A 25,773-nucleotide genomic window follows, 5' to 3' on the forward strand; every position below is an offset into this window, starting at 1 on the left:
AATTCTTAGTAATACCGACAAAATGGCAGAGAAACGCAATATCTTTCTGGTTGGGCCGATGGGTGCCGGCAAAAGCACTATTGGCCGTCAGTTGGCTCAGCAACTCAACATGGAGTTCTTCGATTCCGATCAGGAAATTGAGCGACGCACCGGAGCGGATGTGGGCTGGGTTTTTGATGTCGAAGGCGAAGCTGGCTTTCGCGATCGCGAAGAAAAAATCATTAACGAACTGACCGAGAAGCAAGGCATCGTCCTGGCGACAGGGGGTGGTTCCGTCAAATCCCGGGAAACGCGTAACCGTCTCTCCGCCCGTGGTGTTGTGGTTTATCTTGAAACCACGATCGAGAAGCAACTGGCGCGCACTCAGCGCGATAAAAAACGTCCGTTGCTGCAGGTGGACTCCCCGCCGCGTGAGGTGCTTGAAGCGCTGGCTGGCGAACGTAACCCGCTCTACGAAGAGATCGCCGATGTGACCATTCGTACAGACGACCAAAGTGCGAAAGTCGTGGCGAATCAGATTATCCACATGTTGGAAAAAAGTTGATCCAACGTTCGAAGGCTCTCTGACAGGTATTGAGCATCATGGAGAAGATCACCGTCTCACTGGGGGAACGCAGTTACCCCATCACTATCGCCGCCGGACTGTTTAACGATCCGGCTTCTTTTTGGCCGCTGACCGCGGGCGAAAACGCCATGGTGGTGACCAACCAGACGCTGGCACCGCTCTATCTTGACAGGATAACGGCGCAGCTGACGGCGGCAGGCGTAAAAGTTGATCAGGTGATCTTACCCGATGGCGAACAATATAAGACGCTGGCGGTGATGGATCAGGTTTTTACCGCACTGCTGCAGAAGCCGCACGGTCGTGATACGACGCTGGTTGCCTTAGGCGGCGGCGTCATTGGCGATCTGGCCGGTTTTGCTGCGGCCAGCTATCAGCGTGGTGTGCGCTTTATTCAGGTTCCGACCACCTTACTGTCGCAGGTGGACTCGTCGGTGGGTGGCAAAACCGCGGTGAACCATCCGCTGGGCAAAAACATGATCGGCGCCTTCTATCAGCCTGCCTCGGTGGTGATCGATACCGCCTGTCTGCAGACCCTGCCGGCGCGTGAGCTGGCCTCCGGTCTGGCAGAAGTGATCAAGTATGGCGTTATCCTCGACGGCGCCTTTTTCCAGTGGCTGGAGCAGAATATTGATGCGCTGCTGGCGCTGGATGAACAGGCGCTGGCCTACTGCATTCGTCGCTGCTGTGAGCTGAAAGCCGAGGTGGTGGCGGCTGACGAGCGTGAAAACGGTCAGCGGGCGCTGCTCAATCTGGGGCACACTTTTGGCCATGCGATTGAAGCGCATATGGGCTACGGCAACTGGCTGCACGGTGAAGCGATTGCCGCAGGTATGGTGATGGCGGCCCGCACGGCGGAACGGCTGGGGCAGTTCCAGCCGCACGAGACGGAACGCCTCATTGCCCTGTTGCAGCGTGCCGGTTTACCGGTGCATGGCCCACAGGCGATGCGTGCAGAGATGTACCTGCCGCACATGATGCGCGATAAAAAAGTTCTGGCGGGCGAACTGCGGCTGGTTCTGCCGTTGTCGATCGGCCGCTCTGAAGTGCGTGGCGGCGTGGCACATGATATGGTGCTGGCTGCAATTAACGATTGTCAGCAACCCTGAGAATAAGCAGTTGAGTGGTGACGCGGCGCGCAGGGTGCGCAGTGCGGAATGCCGCTTTACGGAGGAGGCAAAATGGATGAGTTTAAACCGGAAGATGAGTTAAAACCTGACGCCAGCGACCGCCGTCCCTCGCGCCCTCGTAAGTCGTCTACCGCAGCCAGAATACCGGTTTCGCGCCAGCGCATCATGATGGGCGTCGGGATTCTGGTTCTGCTGTTACTGGTTCTGGGGATTGGTTCCGCGCTGAACGGCCCTGATGAGAAAAAAACCGCGTCAGCGGGCACTACGCCTGCTGCGGGTGGCAGCACCGGCAGTGAGAAGAACATCGACCTGACCGGCTCCTCTTCCATGTCTGGCGCTCAGAACACGCCGGCCACCACCGACAATAATGCGGCGGCCAGCGGTGAGGCGGCGTCCGGCCAGGCGCGTGACGTCTCAATGCCGCCTGTTGCCTCTACGCCGACCCAGGCTGCACCGGTTGACGCCCCAGCGAATCAGCAGCGCGTCACCTTGCCAGGCGATCTGAACAGTGCGCTGAGTAATCAGCAGCAGCAGGTCGACAGTGCGGCAATGGGCTCGCAGGGCGGCAGCTCACTGCCGACCGCGCCTGCCACCGTCAGCGGCAATGCCGGAACGGCGGCGAATCCCGTTACCGCACCGGTGACGCGTCAGACACCAGCCCGCTCAAACGCGGCCTCCCGTCCGGCGCACGACACCGCGCACAAAGCGGCGGCGAAGCCGGCAACCCGCGACAGCAAAACACACACGACGCCAGCACGGTCACCCGTCAGTTCTGCGCCCGCTACATCGGCAGCAGGCAGCAGCACGGCCAGCAAATCACTGCCAGGCGGCAGCTACACCCTGCAGCTGAGCGGCGCGTCTAAAGCAGAAAGCCTGAATGCCTGGGCGAAGCAGCAGAATCTGAGCGGCTATCACGTCTACAAAACCACCCGTAATGGTCAGGCGTGGTATGTGCTGGTGAGCGGCTCCTATGCCACACCGGCTGATGCCAAACGCGCTGTCGCCTCGTTGCCTGCAGACGTACGCGCGAAAAATCCGTGGGTAAAACCGGTCAGCCAGGTGAAGAAAGAAGCCAGTCAATAGCGGACAGGGGGCCAGTCTCTGGCCCCGTTTTAAGCGCAGATCTGCTGTCGGTCCAGCCACAGCCTCACAATAAGATGTAATTACCACGACAGCATGAAAAAAAATCGCGCTTTCCTGAAATGGGCAGGGGGAAAATTTCCCTTAGTCGAAGAGATCCATCGCCATCTGCCGCAAGGCGACTGCCTGGTCGAGCCATTTGTTGGCGCGGGTTCGGTGTTTCTGAACACCGACTTTGATCGCTATCATCTCGCTGACATCAACAGCGACCTGATTAATCTCTATAACATCGTCAAACTGCGCACCGCGGATTTCATTCGTGACGCGCAACTGCTGTTCACGCCGGAAGGGAACACCGAAGCCTGTTACTACCAGCGTCGCACCGAATTTAACCTCAGCACGGATGCCTACCAGCGCGCGCTGCTGTTCCTCTATCTGAACCGCCACTGTTATAACGGCCTCTGCCGTTATAACCTGCGTGGTGAGTTCAACGTGCCGTTTGGCCGCTACCGCAAACCCTATTTTCCGGAAGCTGAACTGTTATGGTTTGCCGAGCGAGCGCAAAAAGCGACGTTTGTCTGTGAATCGTACGATGTTACCCTGACCAGTGCCGGCAAAGGCTCGGTGGTCTATTGTGACCCCCCTTATGCGCCGCTGTCGGCAACGGCCAACTTTACGGCTTATCACACCAACAGCTTCAGCCTGCGTGAGCAGGAGAATCTGGCGATGCTGGCGGCACAGCTGGCCGCGTCGGAACACCGGATTCCGGTACTGATTTCTAACCACGACACTGCACTGACGCGTCTGTGGTATCAGGATGCAGTGTTACATGTGGTCAAAGCCCGGCGTTCTATCAGCCGGAGCATAACCGGTCGCACCAAGGTCGACGAACTGCTGGCACTTTATCGCTAGTCTGTTTCGTCCGCGACCAACGCATTACGCCAGCCTGAGTGCTGGCGCACAACAGTGGGAGAATCGGATGAAACAATATTTGCTGGCCCCTTCAATCCTGTCGGCGGACTTTGCCCGCCTGGGCGAAGATACAGCCAAAGCGCTGGCGGCCGGAGGTGACGTGGTTCACTTCGACGTGATGGACAACCACTACGTGCCAAACCTGACCATGGGTCCGATGGTGCTGAAAGCCCTGCGTGACTATGGCATCACCGCCCCTATCGATGTGCATCTGATGGTGAAACCCGTCGATGCGCTGATCCCGGAATTCGCCAAAGCGGGTGCCACCTATATCACCTTTCATCCCGAAGCCAGCGAACACGTTGACCGCACCCTGCAGCTGATTAAAGAGCATGGCTGCAAAGCCGGTCTGGTCTTTAACCCGGCGACCCCGCTGAGCTACCTCGATTACGTCATGGATAAGCTGGATATCATTCTGCTGATGTCTGTAAACCCGGGCTTTGGCGGTCAGTCGTTTATCCCGGGCACCCTGGATAAACTGCGTGAAGCGCGCCGGCGTATCGATCAGAGCGGCTACAACATCCGTCTGGAAGTGGATGGCGGTGTGAAGATCGACAACATTGGCCAGATTGCCGCCGCCGGTGCCGACATGTTTGTTGCCGGTTCCGCCATCTTCGGTCATCCCGACTATAAAAAAGTCATCGACGACATGCGCAACGAACTGGAGAAGGCCAATGGCTCATTTCACTGATATTCGCGCACTGGCGTTTGATCTGGATGGCACCCTGGTGGATAGCGCACCCGGCCTTGCCGAGGCTATTGACCGCACGCTGAACGACCTGCGTCTGCCGCAGGCGGGCCTGGCGCGGGTCTCCACGTGGATTGGCAACGGTGCCGATATCATGATGGCGCGCGCGCTGACCTTTGCGCTGGGCCGCGAACCGCAGCCGGAAGAGCAGCGCGATGCGCGGGCGCTGTTTGACCGGCACTACGCTGATACCGTGGAGGCGGGCAGTACGCTGTTTCCGCACGTGAAGCAGACGCTGGCAGCCCTTAAAGCGACCGGACTGCCGATGGCGATTGTCACCAACAAGCCGACGCCGTTTGTGGCGCCGCTGCTGGAATCGCTGGGGATTGCCGATGCGTTTTCGCTGATTATTGGTGGCGATGATGTGCCGGTTAAAAAACCGCATCCGGCCGCCATTTTTATGGTGCTTGGCACCTTTGGGGTGCTGCAGGATCAGTTGCTGTTTGTCGGCGACTCCCGCAATGATATCCAGGCGGCGCAGGCGGCAGGCGTGCCCAATGTGGCCATGACCTATGGCTATAACTATGGCGAGCCGATTGCCACCAGCCAGCCCGATTTAACTCTCGACTCTTTCGACGAACTTTTGCCCGCTCTGGGGCTGTAAATATCAGGACTTAAGTATGAAACCCATCGTTTTCAGCGGCGCACAGCCGTCCGGCGAACTGACCATCGGCAACTATATGGGTGCGCTGCGTCAGTGGGTGCAGATGCAGGATGATTACCACTGCATTTACTGCATCGTTGATCTGCATGCTATCACCGTGCGTCAGGACCCTGCCGCACTGCGTAAAGCGACGCTGGACACGCTGGCGCTCTATCTGGCCTGCGGCATCGACCCGCAAAAAAGCACCATCTTTGTTCAGTCCCATGTGCCGGAGCATACGCAGCTGAGCTGGATCCTGAACTGCTACGCCTATTTCGGTGAGCTGAGCCGCATGACGCAGTTCAAGGATAAATCCGCACGCTACGAAGAGAACATCAATGCCGGTCTGTTCGACTATCCGGTGCTGATGGCGGCGGACATTCTGCTCTATCAGACCCATCAGGTGCCGGTCGGTGAAGATCAGAAACAGCATCTGGAGCTGAGCCGTGATATCGCGCATCGTTTCAATGCGCTGTATGGCGACATCTTCAAGGTGCCGGAGCCGTTCATTCCGAAGTCTGGCGCGCGCGTGATGTCGCTGCTGGAACCGACGAAGAAGATGTCCAAGTCTGACGACAACCGCAACAACGTGATCGGCCTGCTGGAAGATCCGAAAGCGGTGGTGAAGAAGATTAAACGCGCCGTCACCGACTCTGAAGAGCCACCAGTGGTGCGCTACGACGTGAAAGAGAAGGCGGGCGTCTCTAACCTGCTGGATATTCTGTCGGGCGTGACCGGTCAGAGTATCGCCGAGCTTGAGCAGGCGTTTGAGGGTAAGATGTATGGCCATCTGAAAGGTGCAGTGGCGGATGCGGTGTCGGGCATGCTCTCTGAGCTGCAGGAGCGTTATCACACCTTCCGCAACGACGAAGCACTGCTGGAGCAGGTGATGCGTGATGGCGCGGCGAAAGCACGCGCACAGGCGCAGGAAACCCTGAAGAAGGTGTATGAGGCGGTGGGCTTCGTTGCGATGCCGTAACGGCTGAGCAGTCAATGAAACGGCGGACATGATGTCCGCCGTTTTTATTTGTCGATTCAGAACCAGCGCAGCGTCTCGCGCAGACTGACCACGCTGCCAATGATGACCAGGCCCGGACTGCTCACCTGTCCGGCCAGACTCTCCAGCTCGCTCAGCGTGCCGGTCACCACCCGCTGATGCGCTGTGGTGCCGTTCTCCACCAGCGCCACCGGCATATCGCTGCGCATCCCATGTTTTATCAGCTGCTGCTGAATTTCTCCGGCCTGCGTCAGCCCCATGTAAAAGACCAGCGTCTGCTGTTCCGCCGCCAGCGTCTGCCAGGCGAGGGTGCCCGTTTTCTGCAGATGGCCGGTAACCAGCCTGACGCTCTGCGCATGATCGCGGTGGGTCAGGGGAATGCCGCTGTAGGCCGCGCAGCCTGATGCGGCGGTGATCCCCGGCACCACGCTGAAGGGGATCTGCTGCTGCGCCAGCGCCTCCAGCTCTTCGCCGCCCCGTCCAAAGATAAAGGGATCGCCCCCTTTCAGGCGTACCACCCGCTTTCCGCGCTGCGCCTGTTCGCAGAGCAGCTGATTAATCGACGCCTGCGGCACGCAGTGATGTCCGGCGCGTTTACCCACGAAGATACGCTCGGCATCGCGGCGCACCAGATTCAGGACCGCATCGGAGACCAGGCGGTCATAGACGATGACGTCCGCCTGCTGAATAAGCTGTAAGCCTTTCAGGGTCAGTAGTCCGGCATCGCCCGGTCCGGCACCGACCAGCGCCACCTCCCCCTGGCGGGCCGGATCGGCGTCAAAAAGCGCGTCAGCGATCTGCTCTGCACGCGGCCTGTCGCCGTTCGCCAGCGATTGCGCCAGTCGCTCGCTGTGAAAGAAGCGCTCCCAGAAGCGGCGGCGGGCATCTGGCGTGCCATACTGCTTTTTCACCCGCGCGCGCAGGTGACCGGCCAGCTGCGCCAGCTGGCCGAGATGTTGCGGCAGCCTCGCCTCCAGCTTCTCCCGCAGCAGGCGCGCCAGCACCGGCGCCCGTCCGCCGGACGACACCGCCACCATCAGCGGGGAACGATCGATGATCGATGGCACAATCGCGCTGGCCTGCTGCGGTGCATCCACCAGGTTGCAGAAGATCTGCTGCCTTTCCGCCGCTTCCGCCACCTGCTGATTGACCGCGTTGTGGCTGGTGGCGGCTACCACCAGCCAGCAGCCGTTCAGCCAGTGCGGATCGAAATGTCCCGGCAGCAGCGTAACCGCACGCTGCTGTGCCCACGCCCGGAAGGCGGGCGAAAAATCAGGGGCACCCACCCGGAGTTCGGCACCGGCTTCCAGCAGCATGCGGGCTTTGCGCTCCGCCACATCACCCGCACCCACCAGCAGACAGCGCCGGCCCTGCAGGCGGCAGAAGAGGGGGAAGTAGTCCATCAGCGATCCTTAAAAAAGCCCGCCGGAGCGGGCTGTGAAGAGAGTTACAGGCAGACTTCGACCTGTCCGGCATTGACCCGCACCGGCCAGGCGGCCACGTTGCGCGAGGCATCCTCCATACAGACACCATCGCTGAGACGAAAACGCTGCTTTTTCAGCGGGCTGGCCACCCAGAGCGCATCCTGATGTTCCGCGATGATGCCGCGCGACAGCACACTGGCCCCGGCGAACGGGTCGATATTGCTGATGGCATAGAGCTGTTCATCATCGCGTGGACGGAAGATGGCGATCTGCTCGCCGTTGACCAGCGCACAGACGCCCGTGGCGGGCAGGATCTGCGTCAGCGCGCACACCGGATGCCACTGGCTCATGATTTCGTCTCCTCTGTCAGGGTGATGGCAATACGCTCGTCGGCGCGGGCCGGACGGTGCTGGTCGCGTTCGGCCACCCGCTGTATGCCAGGGTCGCGCTGCGGCGAGTTGATAAAGTGGGCGAAGCGCGACAGGGACGGTTCCTCTTCCAGCGTGACTTTCCATTCGCAGCGGACAGTGGCGCGCAGCGCAGCCAGCTGCTGCTCCAGCTGGCTGTTGAGACCGAGCCGGTCATCCATGATCACCGAACGCAGATAGCCGATGCCGCCCTCCATGCTCTCCAGCCACAGCGAGGTGCGCTGCAGGCGATCGGCGGTTCGGATATAGAACATCATGAAGCGGTCAAGTGCGGCGATCAGGGTCTCCTGATCCAGATCGGCGGCCAGCAGGTCGCCATGCCGCGGCTTCATGCCGCCGTTGCCGCAGACGTAAAGGTTCCAGCCTTTTTCGGTGGCGATGATGCCGACATCTTTCCCCTGGGCTTCCGCGCACTCGCGGGTGCAGCCGGAGACGCCAAATTTCATCTTATGCGGGGTGCGGATGCCTTTGTAGCGGTTCTCCAGCATCACGCCCAGAGCGAGACTGTCGCCGACTCCATAGCGGCACCAGGCGCTGCCGACGCAGGTTTTCGCCATTCGCAGTGCCTTAGCGTAGGCCTGGCCGGTTTCGAATCCGGCGTCGATCAGCTGTGACCAGATGGCGGGCAGATCGTCTTTCTGCGCCCCGAAAAGGCCGATGCGCTGTGAGCCGGTGATTTTGGTGTAGAGCTGGTAGCGCCCGGCGATCTCACCTATCGCTTTCAGTCCCTGCGGCGTGATTTCCCCACCGGGGGAACGCGGGATCACGGAGTAGGTGCCATCCTTCTGAATATTGCCCAGGCAGAGATCATTGCTGTCCTGCAGCGGGGCGTGCTGGGGTTTGAGCACATACTCATTCCAGCAGGAGGCGAGCAGCGAACCCACCGTGGGCTTGCAGACTTCACAGCCGTAACCCTGGCCATAGCGGGCCAGCAGTTCATCAAAGGTTTTGATCTCTTCCACCTGAATCAGGTGATACAGCGCCTGACGGGAATACGCAAAATGGGCGCAAAGATGGTCGCTGACCGCAATCCCCTGGCGGCTGAGCTCACTGTTGAGCACCTGTGTGAGCAGCGGAATACAGCCGCCGCAGCCGGTGCCTGCACGGGTGGTGGTTTTCAGTGCAGCCACGGTGTGGCAGCCCGCCTGGACCGCCTGCACAATATCGCCTTTAGTGACGTCGAAGCAGGAACAGATTTGCGCGCTCTCCGGCAGAGAGTCGACGCCGATAGCCGGTTTTTCGCCGCTGCCTGTGGGCAGAATCAGCGCTTCCGGCTGGTCAGGCAGCGGAATCGCGTTCAGCACCAGCTGCAGCATATTGCCATAGTCGCGGGTGTCGCCCACCAGCACGGCCCCCAGCAGGGTTTTCTGATCCTCGCTGAGAATCAGGCGTTTATAGATCGATTTGCCTTCGTCCAGCCAGACCACGCTGCGGGCGCCCGGTGTGGTGCCGCGCGTATCGCCAATCCCGCCGACATCGACCCCGAGCAGCTTGAGCTTCGCGCTCATGTCCGCGCCGGTAAAGGCATTGTCGCGGCCCAGCAGATGGTCGCTGGCGACCTGGGCCATTTTGTACCCCGGTGCCACCAGGCCATAGGCGCGGTTCTGCCAGGCGGCACACTCACCTATCGCGTAGATGGCGGGGTCGCTGGTGCGGCACTGGTCATCAATCGCGATGCCGCCGCGCGGCCCCAGCGTCAAGCCACACTGCTTCGCCAGCGCGTCCTGCGGACGGATACCGGTGGAGAAGACGATAAAATCGACCGCCAGCGTGCTGCCATCGGCAAACTGCAGTGTTTTGCCGCCCTGTGCATGATGCACAATCTGTTGGGTATTTTTGCCGGTGTGGACCCGTACACCCATCTCTTCGATCCTGCGACGGAGCTGCTCTCCGCCTTGCTGATCCAGCTGTTCTGCCATCAGCACGGGGGCAAATTCTATAACGTGGGTTTCTATGCCCAGATTTTTCAGAGCACCCGCCGCTTCCAGGCCCAGCAGACCCCCGCCAATCACCGCGCCACGTGAGCTGCTGCGTGAGCAGGCCTCAATCGCATCAAGATCGTCAAGGGTGCGGTAGACAAAGCAGTCGCTGCCGTCCGCTCCCTTAATCGGCGGGACCCAGGGATAAGAGCCGGTGGCAAAAATCAGCGTGTCGTAGCGGACCGTGCGACCGGTGCTGGAGTGGATCAGTTTCTCATCACGGTTAAGGGCGATGGCGCGCTCGCCCAGCAGCAGCGTGACCTGATGTTTCTCGTAATACCCTTTACTCACCAGCGAGAGTTCTTCTGCGGTGTGGTGGGAGAAGTAAGCCGAGAGGTGGACACGATCGTAGGCGACGCGCGGTTCTTCACAAAAGACGGTCAGCGAAAACTGGTCAGGTTCCGCTTTCTCCATTAACTCTTCTATGAAGCGGTGGCCGACCATGCCGTTACCGATAACGACGACATTGTGCTTGCTCATTTTTGCCTCAGATTTGCGATTTCTGCGGCTACAATAGCGCGCCCTTTCTGGCGCTTATTGATGTACATCAACCACCCGCCCATATACCTATTTAGGGTTAGGTGGTTGATTTGAATTGATTTTATCCGGAAGAGCTAACCCGCTGATAATCCGGTATTGCCGCCGGGACGACGATTCGTGCTAGTTTTAACCAAAACCCGGATAAGGAGCTGGCAATGCGGTCACCCAAGTGGATTAACAACGTGCGTTTACCCTGGCGGGAAGGTCTGTGGCAGATCGAAATTGCCGACGGCAGGATTGTCCGTCTGTCGGCCCAGCCCCAGCAGGCGACACCGGCCGATCAGTCACTGGACGGTGAGGGCGGTCTGGCCTGTGCGCCCTTTATTGAGCCGCACATTCATCTGGATACCACCCAGACCGCGGGTCAGCCCGCGTGGAATCAGTCCGGCACCCTGTTTGAAGGCATAGAGCGCTGGGCGGAACGCAAGGCGATGCTCAGCCACGAGGATGTTAAACAGCGGGCGATGCAGACGCTGAAATGGCAAATCGCCAACGGCATCCAGTTTGTTCGCACCCACGTTGACGTCTCCGATCCCTCCCTGACGGCGCTCAAAGCGATGCTGGAGCTGAAGGCGGAGGTGGCCCCCTGGATAACCCTGCAGATCGTCGCCTTTCCGCAGGAGGGCATCCTCTCCTATCCCAACGGGGAGGCGCTGCTGGAGGAGGCACTGCGGCTGGGTGCTGATGTGGTCGGGGCGATTCCGCACTACGAATTTACCCGCGAATATGGCGTGGAGTCGCTGCATAAGACCTTTGCGCTGGCGAACCGCTACGACCGGCTGATCGATGTTCACTGCGATGAGATCGATGATGAGCAGTCGCGCTTTGTGGAAACCGTGGCGGCGCTGGCCCATCGCGACGGCAACGGCGCACGCGTGACCGCCAGCCACACCACCGCCATGCACTCCTATAACGGTGCCTACACTTCGCGGCTGTTCCGCCTGCTGAAGCTGTCGGGCATCAACTTTGTCGCGAACCCGCTGGTCAATATTCACCTGCAGGGGCGTTTCGACACCTATCCTAAGCGGCGCGGCATTACGCGGGTGAAAGAGATGCTGGAGGCGGAGATCAACGTCTGCTTCGGCCACGACGATGTGTTTGATCCCTGGTATCCGCTGGGCACCGCCAGCATGCTGCAGGTGCTGCACATGGGCTTACATGTCTGTCAGCTGATGGGCTACGAGCAGATTGATGCGGGGCTGGATCTGATTACGCATAACAGCGCGAAGACGATGCAGCTTGCCGGCTATGGCATTCAGAGCGGCAACGAGGCGAGCCTGATCATTCTGCCGGCTGAGAGTGGCTTTGATGCGGTGAGAAGGCAGGTTCCGGTGCGCTACTCGGTGCGGCGTGGCACCGTCGTGGCCGAAACAAAACCGGCGGAAAGTGAAATTTACTGGCGGGAGCGGGAGCGCATAGATTTCCGGCGTTAACGAGCAGGGCGGCGATGAATCGCCGCCCTGAAGCATTAATGCGTGATGTGACCGTGCGTACGATGACGGCTGACAAAGCCGAGCAGCGCACACATGACAAACACCACCGCGTAAAGCGCGTTGGCGGTCGCCAGTGCGGTATGCACTCCGCTTTTCTCAACGATAGGCGCCGTCACCACAAAGGTCAGCATGGTGCCGACGGTGCCACAGGTCAGGATAAAGTTCACCAGCTTCGGTGAGGCGACTTTGGTCTGCAGCGAACCCAGCGTGATGATGGTGGTGTAGATCGCACTGGAGCTGAAGCCAAGAATCATGATGATCCATTTCAGCATGCCGGCATCGTTGCTGCTGACGAACCAGTACATCAGCACCGTGGCCAGACCCGCCAGCACCATCAGAATGCGCTGCAGGTCGAAGAAGCGCAGCAGGAAGCTGAAGACCCACATGCCGACCATATAGGCTGTCCAGAAGCTGCCCACCAGCTGTCCGGCATCATTGATGTTCATGCCCATGATTTTGGTGGCATATTCCGGCACCCAGGAGATGAAGCCAAGCTGGCCGAGAATGTAGCAGAGAGCCGCCACTGCCAGCAGCAGCACGCCCACACCCCATTTCTCTTTTTCCACCGTCGGGCTGTTTTCAGGCTTGCGCAGCACCGGGAACTCCACACACAGCGTCATGATGAAGATCGCGACGTAGATGAAGCCGATGCAAACGTAGACCCAGTACCACGGCAGCTGACGCGCCAGCAGGATCCCGGCCAGTACCGGAAACAGCGTGCCCGCCATGCTGAAGAAGGAGTCCGTGAAGAGCAGGCGGGAACCACGCTGACGACCCTCATACAGATGGGTGATCAGGAAGGTGCCGATCGACATGGTAATGCCGCTGACCACGCCCAGCACAAACATACAGAGCGAGAAGATGGTCAGATCGCGGCTGGTCATTAATCCGACGATCGCCAGGACCATCAGAACGAAGCCGAAAATCAGCTGGCGCTTCAGGGGCACAATCACCATCAGCCAGGCATTCAGGAAGACCGCAGCCAGAATGCCGCTGTTGAGGAAGGTGAAGGTGTTACTCATGCTGGAGACAGGGATCTGGAAATCTTTTGCGATATCGCCCATTACCATGCCGGTAACGATTACCAGTGCGCCCGTCAGCGCATAGGAGAAAAAGCTTATCCAGGTAAGGCCAATACGATTTCGGTTTGTCATGTTCTGAACCTGTTAGGGACCGGGTGCCAAAAAGTGTCAGAAAGTGTAAACGGAACTGTGATCTTAATAAACAAGCAGTGAAACTACAGATCCAAATTTCATGTGTTGTGTGATTTTAATCACGTAATTGCTGAGGGTTAACGTTTGCGTCTCGCTTTTGCGCAGGCAGCGTAAATATAGGTAAAACGCTGGCTCTTGTATTCCATGCTCTTTACACTAAATCACTTTTTTCGATCCCCACTCTCCAGGGTAAGGAACCTTTCATGTTCAAACGTACTTTAACAGCGGCCATTACCCTGTTAGCGCTCTCATCTGTTTCCGCCCAGGCGCTGGCCGCAAAAGGCGACACGCACGTTCTGCTTACCACCTCCGCCGGTAATATCGAACTCGAACTGAATAACCAGAAAGCGCCGGTTTCCGTAAAAAACTTCGTTGATTACGTTAACAGCGGTTTTTACAACAACACCATTTTTCACCGCGTGATCCCGGGCTTTATGGTGCAGGGCGGCGGTTTCACCACCGATATGCAGCAGAAGCAGACCAACGCGCCGATCAAAAATGAAGCCGATAATGGCCTGCGCAACCTGCGTGGCACCATCTCGATGGCGCGTACTGCGGATAAAGACAGCGCGACCAGCCAGTTCTTCCTCAACGTGGCGGATAACGCCTTCCTCGACCATGGACAGCGCGATTTTGGCTACGCCGTTTTCGGTAAGATTGTGAAAGGCCAGGATGTGGTTGAAAAAATTTCTCAGGTGCCGACCAAAGATGTTGGCCCTTACCAGAATGTCCCGTCTAAACCGGTCGTTATCCTCTCCGCGAAAGTCCTGCCTTAACGCCTTTTGTCGCCCTCTGCGGATGGCGATCGCCCGCCGCCTCCGGCAAAGCCAGAATTTGCTCTTATACTTAGGGCAAAAACCTGAGCAGGAGGCGGCATGGCGAACAAACTCACCGAAAAACAGAAGGTCACACTGTGGCAACAGCGGCGCAGCGTCAGCTATCAGGCCAGCTGTCGGCTGGAGGGCTTCACACCAAATGAGATCAGCGTGAAGAGTGACGATGCGGAAACACGTCTGGCGTCACTGAGGAGGCAATATGGACTCTAACAGCGCCGTCAGCCAGGACCCTTACCTGTGGCAGCACGACAATGTGCTGAAAAATCTGGCCGAAATTCACGATGCCGCCCAGTTGCGTAAGGCGGAGCTGAGCTTCAGTGCGGCGCGTCTCGCCACGCTGGAACTGGGGCCCCGCAACTCCGGTTTGCCCTGGCTGCGTCAGATCCACCGCACCCTGTTCCAGGATCTCTACAGCTGGGCCGGTGAACTGCGCACCATCGATATCTGGCGCGATGAGACGCCGTTCTGTCATTTCGAATATATCGAAAAAGAGGGCAACGCCCTGATGGCCGCGCTGGAAGAGGAGAAGGGGCTGGCTGACCTCCCGCGTGACGCCTTTATCCCGCGTATCGCCCACTACTATTGTGAAATCAACATGCTGCATCCGTTCCGCCATGGCAACGGGCGGGCCCAGCGCATCTTCTTCGAACAGCTGGCGCTGCATGCCGGGTATCTGCTGACGTGGGAAGAGACCGATGCGGAGAGCTGGAAAGCGGCCAATCAGGCAGGTGTGGCGGGTGATCTGGCTCCGCTGGAGGCGGTTTTTGCGAAAGTGGTGAGTGAGGCGGCTTAACCACGTAGAATAGCGGCGCGGTTTATCATTCTGGATCAGTCATGCTGCTGCTTATCGACAACTACGACTCCTTTACCTGGAATCTTTATCAATATTTCTGCGAACTGGATGCGCAGGTTAAGGTGGTGCGCAATGACGCCATCACGCTGGAGCAGATGGCTGCCTTACCGCTGACCCATCTGGTGATCTCCCCTGGCCCCTGTACGCCTTCGGAGTCGGGGATCTCACTGGCGGCCATCCGCCACTTTGCCGGGCAGCTGCCGGTGCTGGGCGTTTGTCTGGGTCATCAGGCTATCGCGCAGGCGTATGGTGCGCAGGTGGTGCGCGCCCGTCAGGTGATGCACGGCAAAACCTCCGCCATTCAGCACACCGGCAAAGGTGTGTTCCGCAATCTCAACAATCCCCTGACTGTCACCCGTTACCATTCGCTGATCGTGCAGCGCGAGACGCTGCCCGATGCGTTCGAGGTCACCGCCTGGAGTCTGCGCGACGGTGAGCCTGACGAGATCATGGGTTTCCGCCACAAAACGCTGGCGCTGGAAGGCGTGCAGTTTCATCCCGAGAGCATTCTCAGCGAGCAGGGTCATCAGCTGCTGCGCAATTTCCTGACGCAATAAGTTGCCTTTGAGTGATTTTTTATGCATATTTTGTGATTATTATTTCAATGTTGCACAACTATCATTCAAATGGGGTCATCAATGGCGGCGGAAAAAATTGCGGTTACCCGGGAGACGTTCGATAACGTTATTTTGCCTGTTTATGCACCTGCGCAGTTTGTGCCGGTAAAAGGCAAAGGCAGTCGTGTATGGGATCAGCAGGGCAAAGAGTATATCGATTTCTCCGGCGGGATCGCCGTCACCGCACTGGGCCACTGCCATCCGGCGCTGGTGGAGGCGCTGAAAAGCCAGGGCGAAACCCTGTGGCACACCAGCAACGTTTTCACCAACGAACCGGCCCTGCGCCTGGCCAGTAAGCTGATCCAGTCCACCTTTGCGGAGCGCGTTTTCTTTGCCAACTCCGGTGCCGAAGCGAACGAAGCCGCCTTTAAGCTGGCGCGTTACTACGCCTGCAAACGTCACAGCCCTTTCAAAAGTAAGATCATCGCCTTTCATAACGCCTTCCACGGGCGGACGCTGTTTACCGTCACGGTTGGCGGTCAGCCAAAATATTCAGACGGCTTCGGCCCGAAACCGGCGGACATCGTGCATGTGCCGTTCAATGACCTGGAGGCGGTAAAAGCGGTTATCGACGATCACACCTGTGCCATCGTGGTGGAACCGATTCAGGGCGAAGGCGGCGTGATGCCCGCGACGCAGGCCTTTATGCAGGGACTGCGTGAGCTGTGCGATAAGCATCAGGCGCTGCTGGTGCTGGACGAAGTGCAGAGCGGTATGGGCCGCAGCGGCAAGCTGTTCGCCTATGAGCACTATGGTGTTCAGCCCGATATCCTGACCTCAGCCAAAGCGCTGGGCGGCGGTTTCCCGGTCAGCGCCATGCTGACCACTAATGAGATCGCCTCGACGATGGCGCCAGGCGTGCATGGCACCACCTACGGCGGTAACCCGCTGGCCTGTGCCATTGCCGAAACCGCACTCGATATCATCAATACGCCAGAGGTGCTGTCAGGCGTTGAGGCGCGTCGTCAGCACTTTGTGACCGCCTTACAGGCTATCGATGCGAAGTACGATCTGTTCAGCGATATTCGCGGCAAGGGGCTGCTGATTGGCGCGGCGCTGAAACCGCAGCATGCCGGACGGTCGCGCGACATTCTCAATGCCGCGGCCGCTGAAGGCGTGATGGTGCTGGTCGCCGGCACCGACGTGATGCGTTTTGCCCCGTCGCTGATCATCGAGCCTGCTGACATCGAAGAGGGCATGAGCCGCTTTGCCACGGCTGTCGGCAAAGTGCTCAACGGCTAGCGGATTTTTTCCGTAAGTGTCTGATCAGCCAGCGGCCATGTTGTGGTCGCTGGCTCCACGCCAGCGAGGAGATGGTGTGCATGACGCTGAGATGATCGAGAATGCGTCGCACATGCTGCTCCACCACCGTTACCGGTCCTTCACTGATATTCCCCAGCTCATCCAGCAGATTAACCTGCGAACTGGCACCCTCATATTCCAGCCGCTGCTGACAGCGTTGCAGCGCGATCTCACAGGATTGCAGGTAACGTTCCGCCAGCGAGGGGGTCAGCATGGTGTGCTCACGCGCCAGAATGGTCATCGCATTGATGTGCTCGACGATAAACTGGCTGTGCGTGACCCAGAGCCGCATATCTTTCAGATACTGGGCGTTGAAACCCGGCTCCTGCATCGCCTGATTCAGCGAGTTAAACAGCGCATTGTGCGCCTGATTCACCTGCACGCGCTGATAAGCCAGCTTGCCGGGTGCCTGTTCCTCTCCCAGCAGGAGGCGCAGCGCATCCTGATAAGTTTCCAGCGCGTCATGGGCATTTTGCCGCAGTAAGCCACTTTGCCACTGCGGCCAGAGCCAGATCATGCCGCCAAAGGCGATCAGGCAGCCCATCAGCGTATCCATCAGTCGCGGCAGCAGAAACTGCGCGCCATTCAGTGAGAGGAGCTGCAGCGAGTAAACCGCGGTGACCGTAAAGCCAATCATCGACCAGCCATAAAACTGACGGGTAAAGCGATAGCTGATAAAGGTAATCGCCAGCATCACCAGCAGGACGACAGGTTCCGGCACCGCCAGACGCAGTGTGGCCGCCGCGACCACCAGACCGGCAAAGGTGCCGAGCGCACGGTGCTGGATACGGACGCGGGTGGCGCTGTAGCCGTTCTGGCTGACGAACATGATCGTCATCAGAATCCAGTAGGGCTTAGGGATGTTGAAGAAGAGCGCCAGCGCGCTGCCCAGCATCAGCATGACCGCAAAGCGACCGGCAGTGCGCAGCGCTGAGGAGCGAAATGAGAGGTAGCTGCGCAGCGCCGGGAGCAGCGGCAGACGGCGCTGGCGGTCAGCCATCAGGTCGCGCTGGTAAAGCGGTTTCTGGGTGCGCAGCACCCGCGCAATGCGGTTGAAGTGATAAAGGCAGAAGTGGCCCACCGGATTGTCGGGATGCTGACGGGCGATCTTCTCCAGCGCGCCAAGCTGTTTATCCATCGCAAAACGATCGGCTAACTGGTGGTAGAGAATGGTATCGGCCAGCACCCGCAGCCGGGCTGAGATGGTTTTGGCGTTCCAGCGGATCACCGCTTCAGCATGGCTCTGCTCAACCAGTTTCTGCACCTCTTCCGGCCGGTGCAGGCTGACCGAGATGTGCTCCTGCAGATCCAGCGCCACCTGAAAGGCGCGCGTCAGCCGTTTATGGCTATTGTCGCGGCTCGCCGACAGCATATGCATCTGCTGATAACAGGTGTTGATCAAATCGACCACTTTCTGCTGCCGAGCCAGCAGCGGCGGCAGGGCCTTCTCCGGATCGGTCAGCTGCGTCAGCAGGGTATATTTGGCGTCGCAGTAGTTCGCCAGCTCGCGGTAGATCAGGCTCAGGCTTTCGCGCATCGGCTGCTCTTTCCACAGCCAGAACCAGAACCAGTTAAACACGCCATACCAGAGGGTGCCGCCGATATAGAGCAGCGGCGGCACATAGATGGGCATGCGGCCCGTCAGGCTCAGGGTAAAAATAGCGGCGATGAGGGTGCCGGAGAGCAGGCGGCCATGCAGCGGGCTGATCTCCCCGGTGACGCCCAGCAACAGGGGCATCGTAAACAGGATTAGCGGCAGCGGAACCGCATGCAGGGTAAGCCACTGGATCAGGAAGCTGCCAAGCGCAAACAGGCTGCCGCCCACAATCAGACGTTTGAAGAAGCGTTTATGCGGGGTATCGAGACCGGCAATGTTGCAGCAGGCGGGGACTAACGAGAACAGCAGACCTTTTTGCAGGTCGCCAGCCAGCCAGCCCAGCGCGACCGGCAGGCAGAGCACCAGCGTTTGCCGCAGGGCATAGTTCACTTCAGGGTGATAAATAATTCGACGCCACATCGGCTCAGCACAAACAATAACGGCGTGATGCGAACATCACGCCGTGGATGACAGGAATTAGCGGGTGCCGTAAACGACGATGGTTTTGCCGTGTGCAGAGATCAGGTTCTGATCTTCCAGCATCTTCAGAATACGGCCCACGGTTTCGCGTGAACAACCTACAATCTGGCCAATTTCCTGACGGGTAATTTTAATTTGCATGCCGTCGGGATGCGTCATGGCATCTGGCTGTTTCGCCAGGTTAAGCAGAGTCTGTGCAATGCGTCCGGTCACGTCGAGGAAAGCGAGGTTACCCACTTTTTCTGACGTCACCTGCAGGCGACGCGCCATCTGCGACGAGAGTCGCATCAGGATGTCAGGGTTCACCTGAATCAGCTGGCGGAATTTCTTGTAGGAGATCTCCGCCACTTCGCACGCGCTTTTAGCACGAACCCAGGCGCTGCGCTCCTGACCTTCTTCAAACAGGCCAAGCTCGCCGATGAAATCCCCCTGATTCAGGTAGGAAAGAATCATCTCTTTGCCTTCTTCATCTTTAATCAGAACCGCGACGGAACCTTTCACGATGTAGTAAAGCGTTTCAGCTTTTTCACCTTGGTGAATCAGCGTACTTTTGGATGGATACTTGTGAATATGGCAATGGGACAGGAACCATTCGAGTGTAGGGTCTGTTTGCGGTTTGCCGAGAACCATTCGCTATTATCCTCTGTTGTAATCGTGCCCAAAATACAGGGGGCAGTTTTCCCTGTCAGGCGGTGAAAGCTTCAAGCGTTTCCTTTTCAGGAAATTATTCGGGCCGCATCAGGCGCAGTGCGCATCATTCTTCCCGGCTTCGCCATCGGGTGACGAAAAATATTTTCAGCTCTGTTTGTAGCACAGCTTTTGCCGACTGTCTTCTGTTGTCTCGCTTCAGCTAAGGGCGGATTTCTCTGGATTGCTGTTTATCAGGCGAAAGCGTACTCTGGCGACAAAACAGCGTATTCCGGAGCAAAAATCATGCAGGCAAGAGTGAAATGGGTAGAAGGGATGACATTCCTTGGTGAGTCATCCTCCGGCCATCAGATCCTGATGGATGGCAATTCAGGGGATAAAGCGCCCAGCCCAATGGAGATGGTGCTGATGGCAGCGGGCGGATGCAGCGCGATCGACGTGGTATCAATTCTGCAAAAAGGCCGCAACGATGTGGCTGATTGTGAAGTAAAACTGACCTCAGAACGTCGTGAAGAGGCACCGCGAATCTTTACGCACATCAACCTGCATTTTATCGTGAGTGGCAAAGCACTTCAGGATAAAGCGGTCTCACGCGCGGTGGATCTTTCTGCGGAAAAATATTGTTCGGTGGCCATCATGCTGGGGAAAGGGGTGACGATGACGCACAGCTATGAGGTGGTTGAGCTGTAATAGCCGCAGGTTTTTTTAAAGTTGCTGGCTGTCCGGTGTGAGGTCGTGCCTGCGCAGGAAACCGGGTCAGATCGGAAAGTCGCTTGAGCCAATCCATGGCCGCTCGGCCCGCGCGATTACGCACCTCATCCCTGAGGTGCGCCCGTAGCCGGGCCAACACGTTGCGTTGTTCAAAAACGCTCCCGGCGTTTTTATCCGGGCGGCGGGACGCTTTCCTCTTCTGACCCGGTTCCCTGCATGATGAGCTTTCGTGTTGCTGTCAGATTCTTTGTATGCAGGTTTTGTTTGTAGCGGCCTTACTGAAACCGGATGCGGCTACCGGACATGAAGCGAAGGGAGCATACGCCTGTAGCAAAGCATAGCGGGCCAGGAATGGCGGTTTTGCGTCTTTACGAAAGGCGTATTCTCCCTGAAGCCTGCTCAGCAGTAAGCCTTTATCCGCAGAAAAACCGGTTTTACATTTTTGCGAAAGGCATCTGCTCTCTGAGGTTTTTTTGCTGACCTCTTACTCTATCCGTTTACCTTCCATCAGCCGCTTCACCAGCGGCCCCATGATCAGCTCCATCGCCAGACCCATTTTGCCGCCGGGCACCACCAGCGTATTGATATGCGAGATAAACGACCCCTGCAGCATCGCCAGCAGATAGGGGAAGTCGATATCCTCCAGTCCCTGAAAGTGGATTACCACAAAGCTCTCATCCAGTGACGGGATAGCGCGGGCGGCAAACGGGTTCGAAGTATCCACGGTCGGGACGCGCTGAAAGTTAATATGGGTGCGGGAGAACTGAGGCGTAATGAAGTTGATGTAATCCTCCATCGACCGCACCACCGAATCCATCACTGCTTCGCGTGAGTGGCCGCGCTCGCTGGTATCCCGCACCAGCTTCTGAATCCATTCAAGGTTAACAATCGGCACCACGCCCACCAGCAGATCCACCTGTTCTGCGACGTTATGCTGCGCGGTAACCACGCCGCCATGCAGGCCTTCATAGAACAGAATATCGGTGTCCTGCGGCAGCGGCTGCCACGGCGTAAAGGTGCCAGGCACCTGATTCCACGGCACCGCCTCATCATAGGTGTGCAGATATTTACGCGACTGGCCCTGTCCGCTTTGACCATACTCTTTGAAACTCTGCTCCAGCAGGCCAAAGTCGTTGGCCTCCGGGCCGAAATAGCTGACGTGACGTCCTAAATCGCGCGCTTTACGAATCGCCATATCCATTTCAGGGCGGGTAAAGCGGTGAAAGCTGTCGCCTTCCAGCTCCGCCGCATGCAGATTTAGCTGCTGGAAGATTTTGCGAAACGCGAGGCTGGTGGTGGTGGTTCCTGCGCCGCTGGAACCGGTCACCGCGATAATGGGATGACGAGCAGACATAGAAAAGCTCCCTGTGTGGTCGGGCAATGAGCATTGTTATCATGAAATGCCCGCCGGTGCATCAGCCGCGAAATTCTTTGCGCGGCATAATATTGACCGACTCATGCAGTTCCGACCATACCAGCACCACTTCGCCAGACTCCAGCTGCCGACGCACATCCGCGACCTTGTCGACCAGGCTGCGCTCCTGTTCGCCATAGTCGGTGCCTTCGCGCAGCACAAACGTTTCAATCAGGTTTTCGAGGGTCTCCGGGGAGACCTGTTGCCAGGGAATAATCACGCGATCAGTTATCCAGAATAGGGGCGATCCACTGGGGGATGCGCTGTTCCAGCCACATTTCGGGCTGACGTAACGTCCCACCGACAAAGCCGACGTGGCCGCCGTGTAGGCTCAGTTGATAAGTAATAGTGGCAGATAATTGGCTGCTGTGCGGGATCACCTCATCGCTCATAAAGGGATCGTCTTTCGCATGGATGATCAGCAGCGGTGTTTCGACCTGCTTCAGCCACGGCATGGCGCTGGCACGCTGATAGTAGTCGGTCGCATCCGCAAACCCGTGGGCACGGGCCGTGATCGCGTCATCAAAATCACGCAGTCGCCGCAGGGCTTTCAGTTGCGCCAGGTTGACCGGCAGCGTATCCGGCCAGGCGTGTAGCTTGCGGCGGGCATTTTTCTTCAGTTGCGCCAGCAGATAGTACTGATAGACGCGGGAAAAGCCGCGCTCCAGTCTCAGGCTGCAGGGTTCCAGCTGCAGCGGGGCGGAGACGATCACGCCCGCATCAACCCCGGCGTCTGCACCCTGCTGACCCAGCAGGCAGCCCAGCATATTGCCGCCCAGCGAGAAGCCTACGGCGGCGGTGGGCACGCGTCCCCAGCGGCGGTGCAGCCACTGCAGGAAAAAGCGGGCATCGTCCGTTTCGCCGGAGTGATAGATCCGGTTCAGCCGGTTAGGCTCGCCGCTGCAGCCGCGAAAATGCATCACTACCGCCAGCCAGCCGCGCGCACGGCAGATTGCCATCAGGCCATGGATATAGGGGCTGTGAAAACTCCCCTCCAGACCGTGAAACAGCACCACACGCGGTTTATGCTGCGCCGTGTGCGGATCTTCGCTCCAGGCGAGGTCGACAAAATCGCCATCCGGCAGATCGAGACGCTGCCAGTGGGGCTGGAGAGTGACATGGCGCCGCAACAGGCGCGGCAGCACGGTCTGCAGATGCGCATTACGCAGTGAGCCCGGCGGGATAAAGCGCTCATTTCCGGGTCCGGTGAATTTCATGGGGTAAAAGCTTGTCTGTTCCATATCACACTGTTAGCTTCGAAAGGTTTTTTCTTGCAGGGGTAAGGAGTACCCGATTGCCATGGAACTGAGTCTTTTCTTATCGATGTTAGGGTTTCTCTGGGTCGCTGCCATCACGCCAGGCCCTAATAATATGTTACTCACCGCCTCGGGCGCTAATTTTGGCTTTGTGCGCACCATTCCGCTGATGATTGGCATCATGATCGGCATGCAGGTGATGCTGCTGATGGTGGCCTTTGGGGTGGGTGGCCTGATCCTGCTCTATCCGTCACTGCATCTGATGCTGAAAATCGCCGGCAGCCTCTATCTGCTCTGGCTGGCGTGGAAAATTGCCACAGCCAGTTATGAAAAGCTGGAAACTGGCCAGGGCCCGGACGCGCCGATGCCGTTCTGGCAGGGGAGCGTGCTGCAGCTGATCAACCCTAAAGCCTGGCTGATGGCGCTGGGTGCGGTCGCCAGCTTCAGCCTGGCAGGGGACGCTTATCGCCATTCGATTGCCGCGATAAGCATCGGCATGTTTATGGTCAATCTGCTGTCGGGCGCAATCTGGATGGGATTCGGCGCGATGATTGGCCGCATTCTGCGCAGCCGTCGCGCCTGGAAAATCTTCAACCTCGCCATGGGGCTGCTGACTGCCGCCTGCGTGCTGTTAATCTGGCACTGAGTTAACTGGATGCGCGTTCAACGCGCGTCCAGGGCAGCACTTCGCGGACTACTGGCGCGTTCGGATTACGGATCTTCTGCAACAGCAGCTGCACGCTACGAGCGCCCAGCTGGTTCATCGGCTGTTCGATGGTGGTCAGCGGCGGATTCAGGCTGCGGGTGAACGGAATCCCATCAAAACCGACCACCGCCAGATCTTCCGGTACGCGCAGACCTGCCTCCAGTGCCGCATGCACCACGCCCACCGCCAGCACATCGGAAACCGCAAACACCGCATCCGGCGGTTCCGGCAGCGCCAGCAGCTCCTTCACGGCCTGACTGCCCGCCTCAGGGGAAATTTCATCGGTATAAGCGACGCCGGACCAGGGATACTCCAGCTCTTCCAGTGCCTGACGGTAGCCCTTTTCACGATGATGTGAATAGAGGTAGCGCATATCGCCATTCACCAGCCCGATGCGTTTACGTCCTTTACCGGCAAGGTAATGGACGGTGTCACGCGCAGCTTCAAGATGATCGATGGTGACCGAGGAGGCGGGGATCGTCGGATCAAACTCGCAGCACTGCACCCACGGCGCACCGGCAATCAGCGCCTGCAAATCCTGCAAGCCCGACGCGGCATCCATGGTAATCACGCCATCCACCACTTTTCCGGTCAGCAAACTCAGATAGGCGGCTTCCCGCTGCAGCTGCGAAGCGGAGTTGCAGAGCAGGATGTGATAGCCATGCAGCTCAGCTTCTGCCTCTATCCCCTGCACCACGCGCGAGCAGAAGGGATTGGTGATATCTGAGATCAGCACCAGCAGCATGTGGCTTTGCGCCGTACGCAGCTGACGTGCCAGTAAGTTGGGCTGATAGTCGCAGGCAGAGATCGCCGCCAGAACTTTCTCACGCGTATCGGGCTTGACGCCAGGATGCGCGTTGAGTACCCGCGATACCGTGGCTTTGGAGACGCCAGCCAGCTGAGCGACTTTCTCAATCGACATCGGGTTACAGAGACCTTAACAGGCAATGAATGGGAACACATATCAATATCACAGGGACAATGTGAGCGCCTGACATTTTTGCTTACTTTAGCTATTTTCAGCATTTGCGATTTCTGACTTAGGTTTGCAGATAGTGATCTAAGAACTTATTTCTATTAGGGATAATTTTTAATTCCTTTATGAAACTATAGTGCGCAGAGACACTGCCCCCACGATAAAAAAACAGGGGGGAAAACGATCATGGCAACAACACGTTTCACACTTTTAGCCGCCGCGCTGGCGCTGCTGGCTTTCCGGGCTGATGCGGTGAATGTCACCGTGGCCTACCAGACTTCCGCCGAACCGGCAAAAGTGGCGCAGGCGGACAACAGTTTTGCCAAAGATAGCGGGGCCAGCGTCGACTGGCGTAAGTTTGACAGCGGCGCGGGCGTATTACGTGCGCTGGCCTCCGGTGACGTTCAGATTGGTAATATCGGTTCCAGTCCGTTAGCAGTGGCCGCGGCGCAGAAGCTGCCGATTGAAGCCTTTTTACTCGCGTCGCAGCTGGGTAATTCGGAAGCCCTGGTCGTCAAAAAAAGCATCACCTCCCCGAAAGATCTTATCGGCAAGCGCATCGCGGTGCCGTTCATCTCCACCACCCACTACAGCCTGCTGGCTGCGCTGAAACACTGGGGCATTAAGCCGTCACAGGTTCAGCTGGTCAATCTGCAGCCGCCCGCGATTATTGCTGCCTGGCAGCGCGGCGATATTGACGGTGCCTATGTCTGGGCACCCGCGGTGAATGAGCTGGAAAAAGAGGGCAGGGTGTTAACCGACTCTTCGCAGGTGGGGAGCTGGGGATCACCGACGCTGGATGTCTGGGTCGTACGCAAAGATTTTGCCGAACAGCATCCGGAGATCGTCACTGCCTTTGCCCGCAGCGCTATCGAGGCGCAACAGGCCTACCTGAAGAGTCCCGACAGCTGGCTGAAGCAGCCTGAAAACCTCAGCAAACTGTCACGCCTGAGCGGGGTGCCGGAAGCGCAGGTGCCGGACCTGGTGAAGGGGAATACCTATCTGACGGCGCAGCAGCAGGTTGAGCAGCTGGGCAAACCGGTCAATAAAGCGATTGTCGATACCGCGCAGTTTCTGAAAGCGCAGGGCAGAGTGCCACAGGCCGATAACGACTACAGCAGCTACGTCACTTCCCGCTTCGTCGCACCACTCGTTAAACAGTAAGGA

General features: G+C 58.2%; 26 protein-coding genes. 16 read left to right on the plus strand and 10 right to left on the minus strand.

Annotated elements, in window-relative coordinates; translation table 11 throughout:
- Positions 1–22 precede the first annotated feature (22 nt).
- The 7 genes from aroK to trpS all read left to right on the plus strand — a co-directional run bounded on the left by aroK (position 23) and on the right by trpS (position 6,114).
- Positions 23–544 (plus strand): shikimate kinase AroK, encoded by a 522-nt coding sequence (gene aroK, locus HFD97_RS14315; RefSeq protein WP_003852989.1) that lies wholly within the window; start codon positions 23–25, stop codon positions 542–544.
- A 38-nt stretch (positions 545–582) separates the two neighbouring features.
- A complete protein-coding gene (gene aroB, locus HFD97_RS14320; RefSeq protein ID WP_009087678.1) occupies positions 583–1,671 on the plus strand; it encodes a 3-dehydroquinate synthase in 1,089 nt (362 codons plus the stop codon).
- 72 nt (positions 1,672–1,743) lie between these two features.
- Positions 1,744–2,775 carry an SPOR domain-containing protein gene (locus HFD97_RS14325; protein WP_009087676.1) on the plus strand — a complete coding sequence of 344 codons (1,032 nt, stop codon included), beginning with the start codon at positions 1,744–1,746 and terminating at the stop codon, positions 2,773–2,775.
- A 93-nt stretch (positions 2,776–2,868) separates the two neighbouring features.
- Complete coding sequence (dam, locus tag HFD97_RS14330) at positions 2,869–3,684, plus strand: adenine-specific DNA-methyltransferase (protein ID WP_046100717.1); 816 nt, start codon at positions 2,869–2,871, stop codon at positions 3,682–3,684.
- A gap of 67 nt (positions 3,685–3,751) precedes the next feature.
- Positions 3,752–4,435: a ribulose-phosphate 3-epimerase gene (gene rpe / locus HFD97_RS14335; RefSeq protein WP_009087670.1), complete on the plus strand. Its 684-nt coding sequence runs from the start codon at positions 3,752–3,754 to the stop codon at positions 4,433–4,435.
- The gene (locus HFD97_RS14340) at positions 4,419–5,096 is read left to right on the plus strand and encodes a phosphoglycolate phosphatase (protein WP_009087668.1); all 678 of its coding nucleotides are present in this window, start codon (positions 4,419–4,421) and stop codon (positions 5,094–5,096) included. Before rpe ends, HFD97_RS14340 begins: the two co-directional genes overlap by 17 nt.
- A 16-nt stretch (positions 5,097–5,112) precedes the next feature.
- Complete coding sequence (gene trpS, locus HFD97_RS14345; RefSeq protein ID WP_009087666.1) at positions 5,113–6,114, plus strand: tryptophan--tRNA ligase; 1,002 nt, start codon at positions 5,113–5,115, stop codon at positions 6,112–6,114.
- Positions 6,115–6,170: 56 nt separating this feature from the next.
- On the opposite strand, the gene cysG is transcribed toward trpS, so the two are convergent.
- Genes cysG through nirB form a run of 3 tightly spaced genes read right to left on the minus strand, consistent with a single transcriptional unit; the run spans position 6,171 to position 10,443 of the window.
- Positions 6,171–7,535, minus strand: coding sequence for a siroheme synthase CysG (gene cysG / locus HFD97_RS14350; RefSeq protein ID WP_167432084.1), 1,365 nt, complete (start codon positions 7,533–7,535; stop codon positions 6,171–6,173).
- Between the two features lie 44 nt (positions 7,536–7,579).
- Entirely contained in the window at positions 7,580–7,906 is a 327-nt protein-coding gene (nirD, locus tag HFD97_RS14355; RefSeq protein ID WP_009087662.1) for a nitrite reductase small subunit NirD, read from the minus strand.
- Positions 7,903–10,443, minus strand: a complete 2,541-nt coding sequence (gene nirB, locus HFD97_RS14360; RefSeq protein WP_167432083.1) for a nitrite reductase large subunit NirB — start codon at positions 10,441–10,443, stop codon at positions 7,903–7,905. The genes nirD and nirB overlap by 4 nt, the downstream gene beginning before the upstream one ends.
- A 215-nt stretch (positions 10,444–10,658) precedes the next feature.
- On the opposite strand from nirB, the gene HFD97_RS14365 reads away from it, so the two are divergent.
- Positions 10,659–11,936, plus strand: a complete 1,278-nt coding sequence (locus HFD97_RS14365; RefSeq protein WP_140925661.1) for a cytosine deaminase — start codon at positions 10,659–10,661, stop codon at positions 11,934–11,936.
- 35 nt (positions 11,937–11,971) lie between these two features.
- Here the strand turns inward: HFD97_RS14365 and tsgA are convergent, their stop codons facing one another.
- Entirely contained in the window at positions 11,972–13,150 is a 1,179-nt protein-coding gene (tsgA, locus tag HFD97_RS14370; RefSeq protein WP_167432082.1) for an MFS transporter TsgA, read from the minus strand.
- A gap of 263 nt (positions 13,151–13,413) precedes the next feature.
- Here tsgA and ppiA point away from each other — a divergent pair, with 263 nt between their 5' ends.
- The 5 genes from ppiA to HFD97_RS14395 all read left to right on the plus strand — a co-directional run bounded on the left by ppiA (position 13,414) and on the right by HFD97_RS14395 (position 16,758).
- Entirely contained in the window at positions 13,414–13,986 is a 573-nt protein-coding gene (gene ppiA / locus HFD97_RS14375) for a peptidylprolyl isomerase A (RefSeq protein ID WP_046100711.1), read from the plus strand.
- A 99-nt stretch (positions 13,987–14,085) separates the two neighbouring features.
- The gene (locus HFD97_RS14380; protein WP_167432081.1) at positions 14,086–14,256 is read left to right on the plus strand and encodes a YhfG family protein; all 171 of its coding nucleotides are present in this window, start codon (positions 14,086–14,088) and stop codon (positions 14,254–14,256) included.
- The gene (locus HFD97_RS14385; protein ID WP_167432080.1) at positions 14,246–14,839 is read left to right on the plus strand and encodes a putative adenosine monophosphate-protein transferase Fic; all 594 of its coding nucleotides are present in this window, start codon (positions 14,246–14,248) and stop codon (positions 14,837–14,839) included. The genes HFD97_RS14380 and HFD97_RS14385 overlap by 11 nt, the downstream gene beginning before the upstream one ends.
- Positions 14,840–14,880: 41 nt before the next feature.
- The gene (locus HFD97_RS14390) at positions 14,881–15,456 is read left to right on the plus strand and encodes an aminodeoxychorismate/anthranilate synthase component II (RefSeq protein WP_009087650.1); all 576 of its coding nucleotides are present in this window, start codon (positions 14,881–14,883) and stop codon (positions 15,454–15,456) included.
- A gap of 81 nt (positions 15,457–15,537) precedes the next feature.
- A complete protein-coding gene (locus tag HFD97_RS14395) occupies positions 15,538–16,758 on the plus strand; it encodes an aspartate aminotransferase family protein (protein ID WP_058957839.1) in 1,221 nt (406 codons plus the stop codon).
- Here HFD97_RS14395 and HFD97_RS14400 read toward each other — a convergent pair.
- Positions 16,748–18,835, minus strand: a complete 2,088-nt coding sequence (locus HFD97_RS14400) for a YccS/YhfK family putative transporter (protein WP_167432079.1) — start codon at positions 18,833–18,835, stop codon at positions 16,748–16,750. The genes HFD97_RS14395 and HFD97_RS14400 overlap by 11 nt on opposite strands.
- Before the next feature lie 57 nt (positions 18,836–18,892).
- On the minus strand, positions 18,893–19,525 hold the full coding sequence (gene crp, locus HFD97_RS14405) for a cAMP-activated global transcriptional regulator CRP (RefSeq protein WP_003852956.1): 633 nt from the start codon (positions 19,523–19,525) through the stop codon (positions 18,893–18,895).
- A 303-nt stretch (positions 19,526–19,828) separates the two neighbouring features.
- Between crp and HFD97_RS14410 the strand changes: the two genes are divergently transcribed.
- Positions 19,829–20,233 (plus strand): OsmC family protein, encoded by a 405-nt coding sequence (locus HFD97_RS14410; RefSeq protein WP_009087644.1) that lies wholly within the window; start codon positions 19,829–19,831, stop codon positions 20,231–20,233.
- 505 nt (positions 20,234–20,738) lie between these two features.
- Here HFD97_RS14410 and HFD97_RS14415 read toward each other — a convergent pair.
- The 3 genes from HFD97_RS14415 to HFD97_RS14425 form a co-directional block, all read right to left on the minus strand.
- Positions 20,739–21,608 (minus strand): phosphoribulokinase, encoded by an 870-nt coding sequence (locus tag HFD97_RS14415; protein ID WP_009087643.1) that lies wholly within the window; start codon positions 21,606–21,608, stop codon positions 20,739–20,741.
- A 61-nt stretch (positions 21,609–21,669) separates the two neighbouring features.
- Positions 21,670–21,888 (minus strand): YheU family protein, encoded by a 219-nt coding sequence (locus HFD97_RS14420; protein ID WP_009087640.1) that lies wholly within the window; start codon positions 21,886–21,888, stop codon positions 21,670–21,672.
- Between the two features lie 4 nt (positions 21,889–21,892).
- Positions 21,893–22,909 (minus strand): hydrolase, encoded by a 1,017-nt coding sequence (locus HFD97_RS14425; protein WP_167432078.1) that lies wholly within the window; start codon positions 22,907–22,909, stop codon positions 21,893–21,895.
- 58 nt (positions 22,910–22,967) lie between these two features.
- On the opposite strand from HFD97_RS14425, the gene HFD97_RS14430 reads away from it, so the two are divergent.
- The gene (locus tag HFD97_RS14430; RefSeq protein WP_167432077.1) at positions 22,968–23,570 is read left to right on the plus strand and encodes a LysE family translocator; all 603 of its coding nucleotides are present in this window, start codon (positions 22,968–22,970) and stop codon (positions 23,568–23,570) included.
- Position 23,571: 1 nt separating this feature from the next.
- Here HFD97_RS14430 and HFD97_RS14435 read toward each other — a convergent pair whose 3' ends face one another.
- The gene (locus tag HFD97_RS14435) at positions 23,572–24,552 is read right to left on the minus strand and encodes a LacI family DNA-binding transcriptional regulator (RefSeq protein WP_009087636.1); all 981 of its coding nucleotides are present in this window, start codon (positions 24,550–24,552) and stop codon (positions 23,572–23,574) included.
- A 240-nt stretch (positions 24,553–24,792) separates the two neighbouring features.
- On the opposite strand from HFD97_RS14435, the gene tauA reads away from it, so the two are divergent.
- On the plus strand, positions 24,793–25,770 hold the full coding sequence (gene tauA / locus HFD97_RS14440; protein ID WP_009087634.1) for a taurine ABC transporter substrate-binding protein: 978 nt from the start codon (positions 24,793–24,795) through the stop codon (positions 25,768–25,770).
- Positions 25,771–25,773 lie beyond the last annotated feature (3 nt).

Origin of the sequence: Pantoea sp. EKM103V (assembly GCF_011800365.1) — a bacterium.
Classification (GTDB): Bacteria; Pseudomonadota; Gammaproteobacteria; order Enterobacterales; family Enterobacteriaceae; genus Pantoea; species Pantoea anthophila.

What these genes read in the sequence shown, in the direction of transcription:
- tauA (WP_009087634.1), top strand. Translation starts at nt 24,793, where the DNA reads ATGGCAACAACACGTTTCACACTTTTAGCCGCCGCGCTGGCGCTGCTG.
- nirB (WP_167432083.1), bottom strand. Translation starts at nt 10,443, where the DNA reads ATGAGCAAGCACAATGTCGTCGTTATCGGTAACGGCATGGTCGGCCAC.
- HFD97_RS14430 (WP_167432077.1), top strand. Translation starts at nt 22,968, where the DNA reads ATGGAACTGAGTCTTTTCTTATCGATGTTAGGGTTTCTCTGGGTCGCT.
- cysG (WP_167432084.1), bottom strand. Translation starts at nt 7,535, where the DNA reads ATGGACTACTTCCCCCTCTTCTGCCGCCTGCAGGGCCGGCGCTGTCTG.
- HFD97_RS14340 (WP_009087668.1), top strand. Translation starts at nt 4,419, where the DNA reads ATGGCTCATTTCACTGATATTCGCGCACTGGCGTTTGATCTGGATGGC.
- HFD97_RS14400 (WP_167432079.1), bottom strand. Translation starts at nt 18,835, where the DNA reads ATGTGGCGTCGAATTATTTATCACCCTGAAGTGAACTATGCCCTGCGG.
- HFD97_RS14425 (WP_167432078.1), bottom strand. Translation starts at nt 22,909, where the DNA reads ATGGAACAGACAAGCTTTTACCCCATGAAATTCACCGGACCCGGAAAT.
- aroB (WP_009087678.1), top strand. Translation starts at nt 583, where the DNA reads ATGGAGAAGATCACCGTCTCACTGGGGGAACGCAGTTACCCCATCACT.
- crp (WP_003852956.1), bottom strand. Translation starts at nt 19,525, where the DNA reads ATGGTTCTCGGCAAACCGCAAACAGACCCTACACTCGAATGGTTCCTG.
- rpe (WP_009087670.1), top strand. Translation starts at nt 3,752, where the DNA reads ATGAAACAATATTTGCTGGCCCCTTCAATCCTGTCGGCGGACTTTGCC.
- HFD97_RS14365 (WP_140925661.1), top strand. Translation starts at nt 10,659, where the DNA reads ATGCGGTCACCCAAGTGGATTAACAACGTGCGTTTACCCTGGCGGGAA.
- HFD97_RS14395 (WP_058957839.1), top strand. Translation starts at nt 15,538, where the DNA reads ATGGCGGCGGAAAAAATTGCGGTTACCCGGGAGACGTTCGATAACGTT.
- HFD97_RS14325 (WP_009087676.1), top strand. Translation starts at nt 1,744, where the DNA reads ATGGATGAGTTTAAACCGGAAGATGAGTTAAAACCTGACGCCAGCGAC.
- HFD97_RS14435 (WP_009087636.1), bottom strand. Translation starts at nt 24,552, where the DNA reads ATGTCGATTGAGAAAGTCGCTCAGCTGGCTGGCGTCTCCAAAGCCACG.
- HFD97_RS14380 (WP_167432081.1), top strand. Translation starts at nt 14,086, where the DNA reads ATGGCGAACAAACTCACCGAAAAACAGAAGGTCACACTGTGGCAACAG.
- trpS (WP_009087666.1), top strand. Translation starts at nt 5,113, where the DNA reads ATGAAACCCATCGTTTTCAGCGGCGCACAGCCGTCCGGCGAACTGACC.
- HFD97_RS14390 (WP_009087650.1), top strand. Translation starts at nt 14,881, where the DNA reads ATGCTGCTGCTTATCGACAACTACGACTCCTTTACCTGGAATCTTTAT.
- dam (WP_046100717.1), top strand. Translation starts at nt 2,869, where the DNA reads ATGAAAAAAAATCGCGCTTTCCTGAAATGGGCAGGGGGAAAATTTCCC.
- HFD97_RS14385 (WP_167432080.1), top strand. Translation starts at nt 14,246, where the DNA reads ATGGACTCTAACAGCGCCGTCAGCCAGGACCCTTACCTGTGGCAGCAC.
- tsgA (WP_167432082.1), bottom strand. Translation starts at nt 13,150, where the DNA reads ATGACAAACCGAAATCGTATTGGCCTTACCTGGATAAGCTTTTTCTCC.
- ppiA (WP_046100711.1), top strand. Translation starts at nt 13,414, where the DNA reads ATGTTCAAACGTACTTTAACAGCGGCCATTACCCTGTTAGCGCTCTCA.
- aroK (WP_003852989.1), top strand. Translation starts at nt 23, where the DNA reads ATGGCAGAGAAACGCAATATCTTTCTGGTTGGGCCGATGGGTGCCGGC.
- HFD97_RS14415 (WP_009087643.1), bottom strand. Translation starts at nt 21,608, where the DNA reads ATGTCTGCTCGTCATCCCATTATCGCGGTGACCGGTTCCAGCGGCGCA.
- nirD (WP_009087662.1), bottom strand. Translation starts at nt 7,906, where the DNA reads ATGAGCCAGTGGCATCCGGTGTGCGCGCTGACGCAGATCCTGCCCGCC.
- HFD97_RS14410 (WP_009087644.1), top strand. Translation starts at nt 19,829, where the DNA reads ATGCAGGCAAGAGTGAAATGGGTAGAAGGGATGACATTCCTTGGTGAG.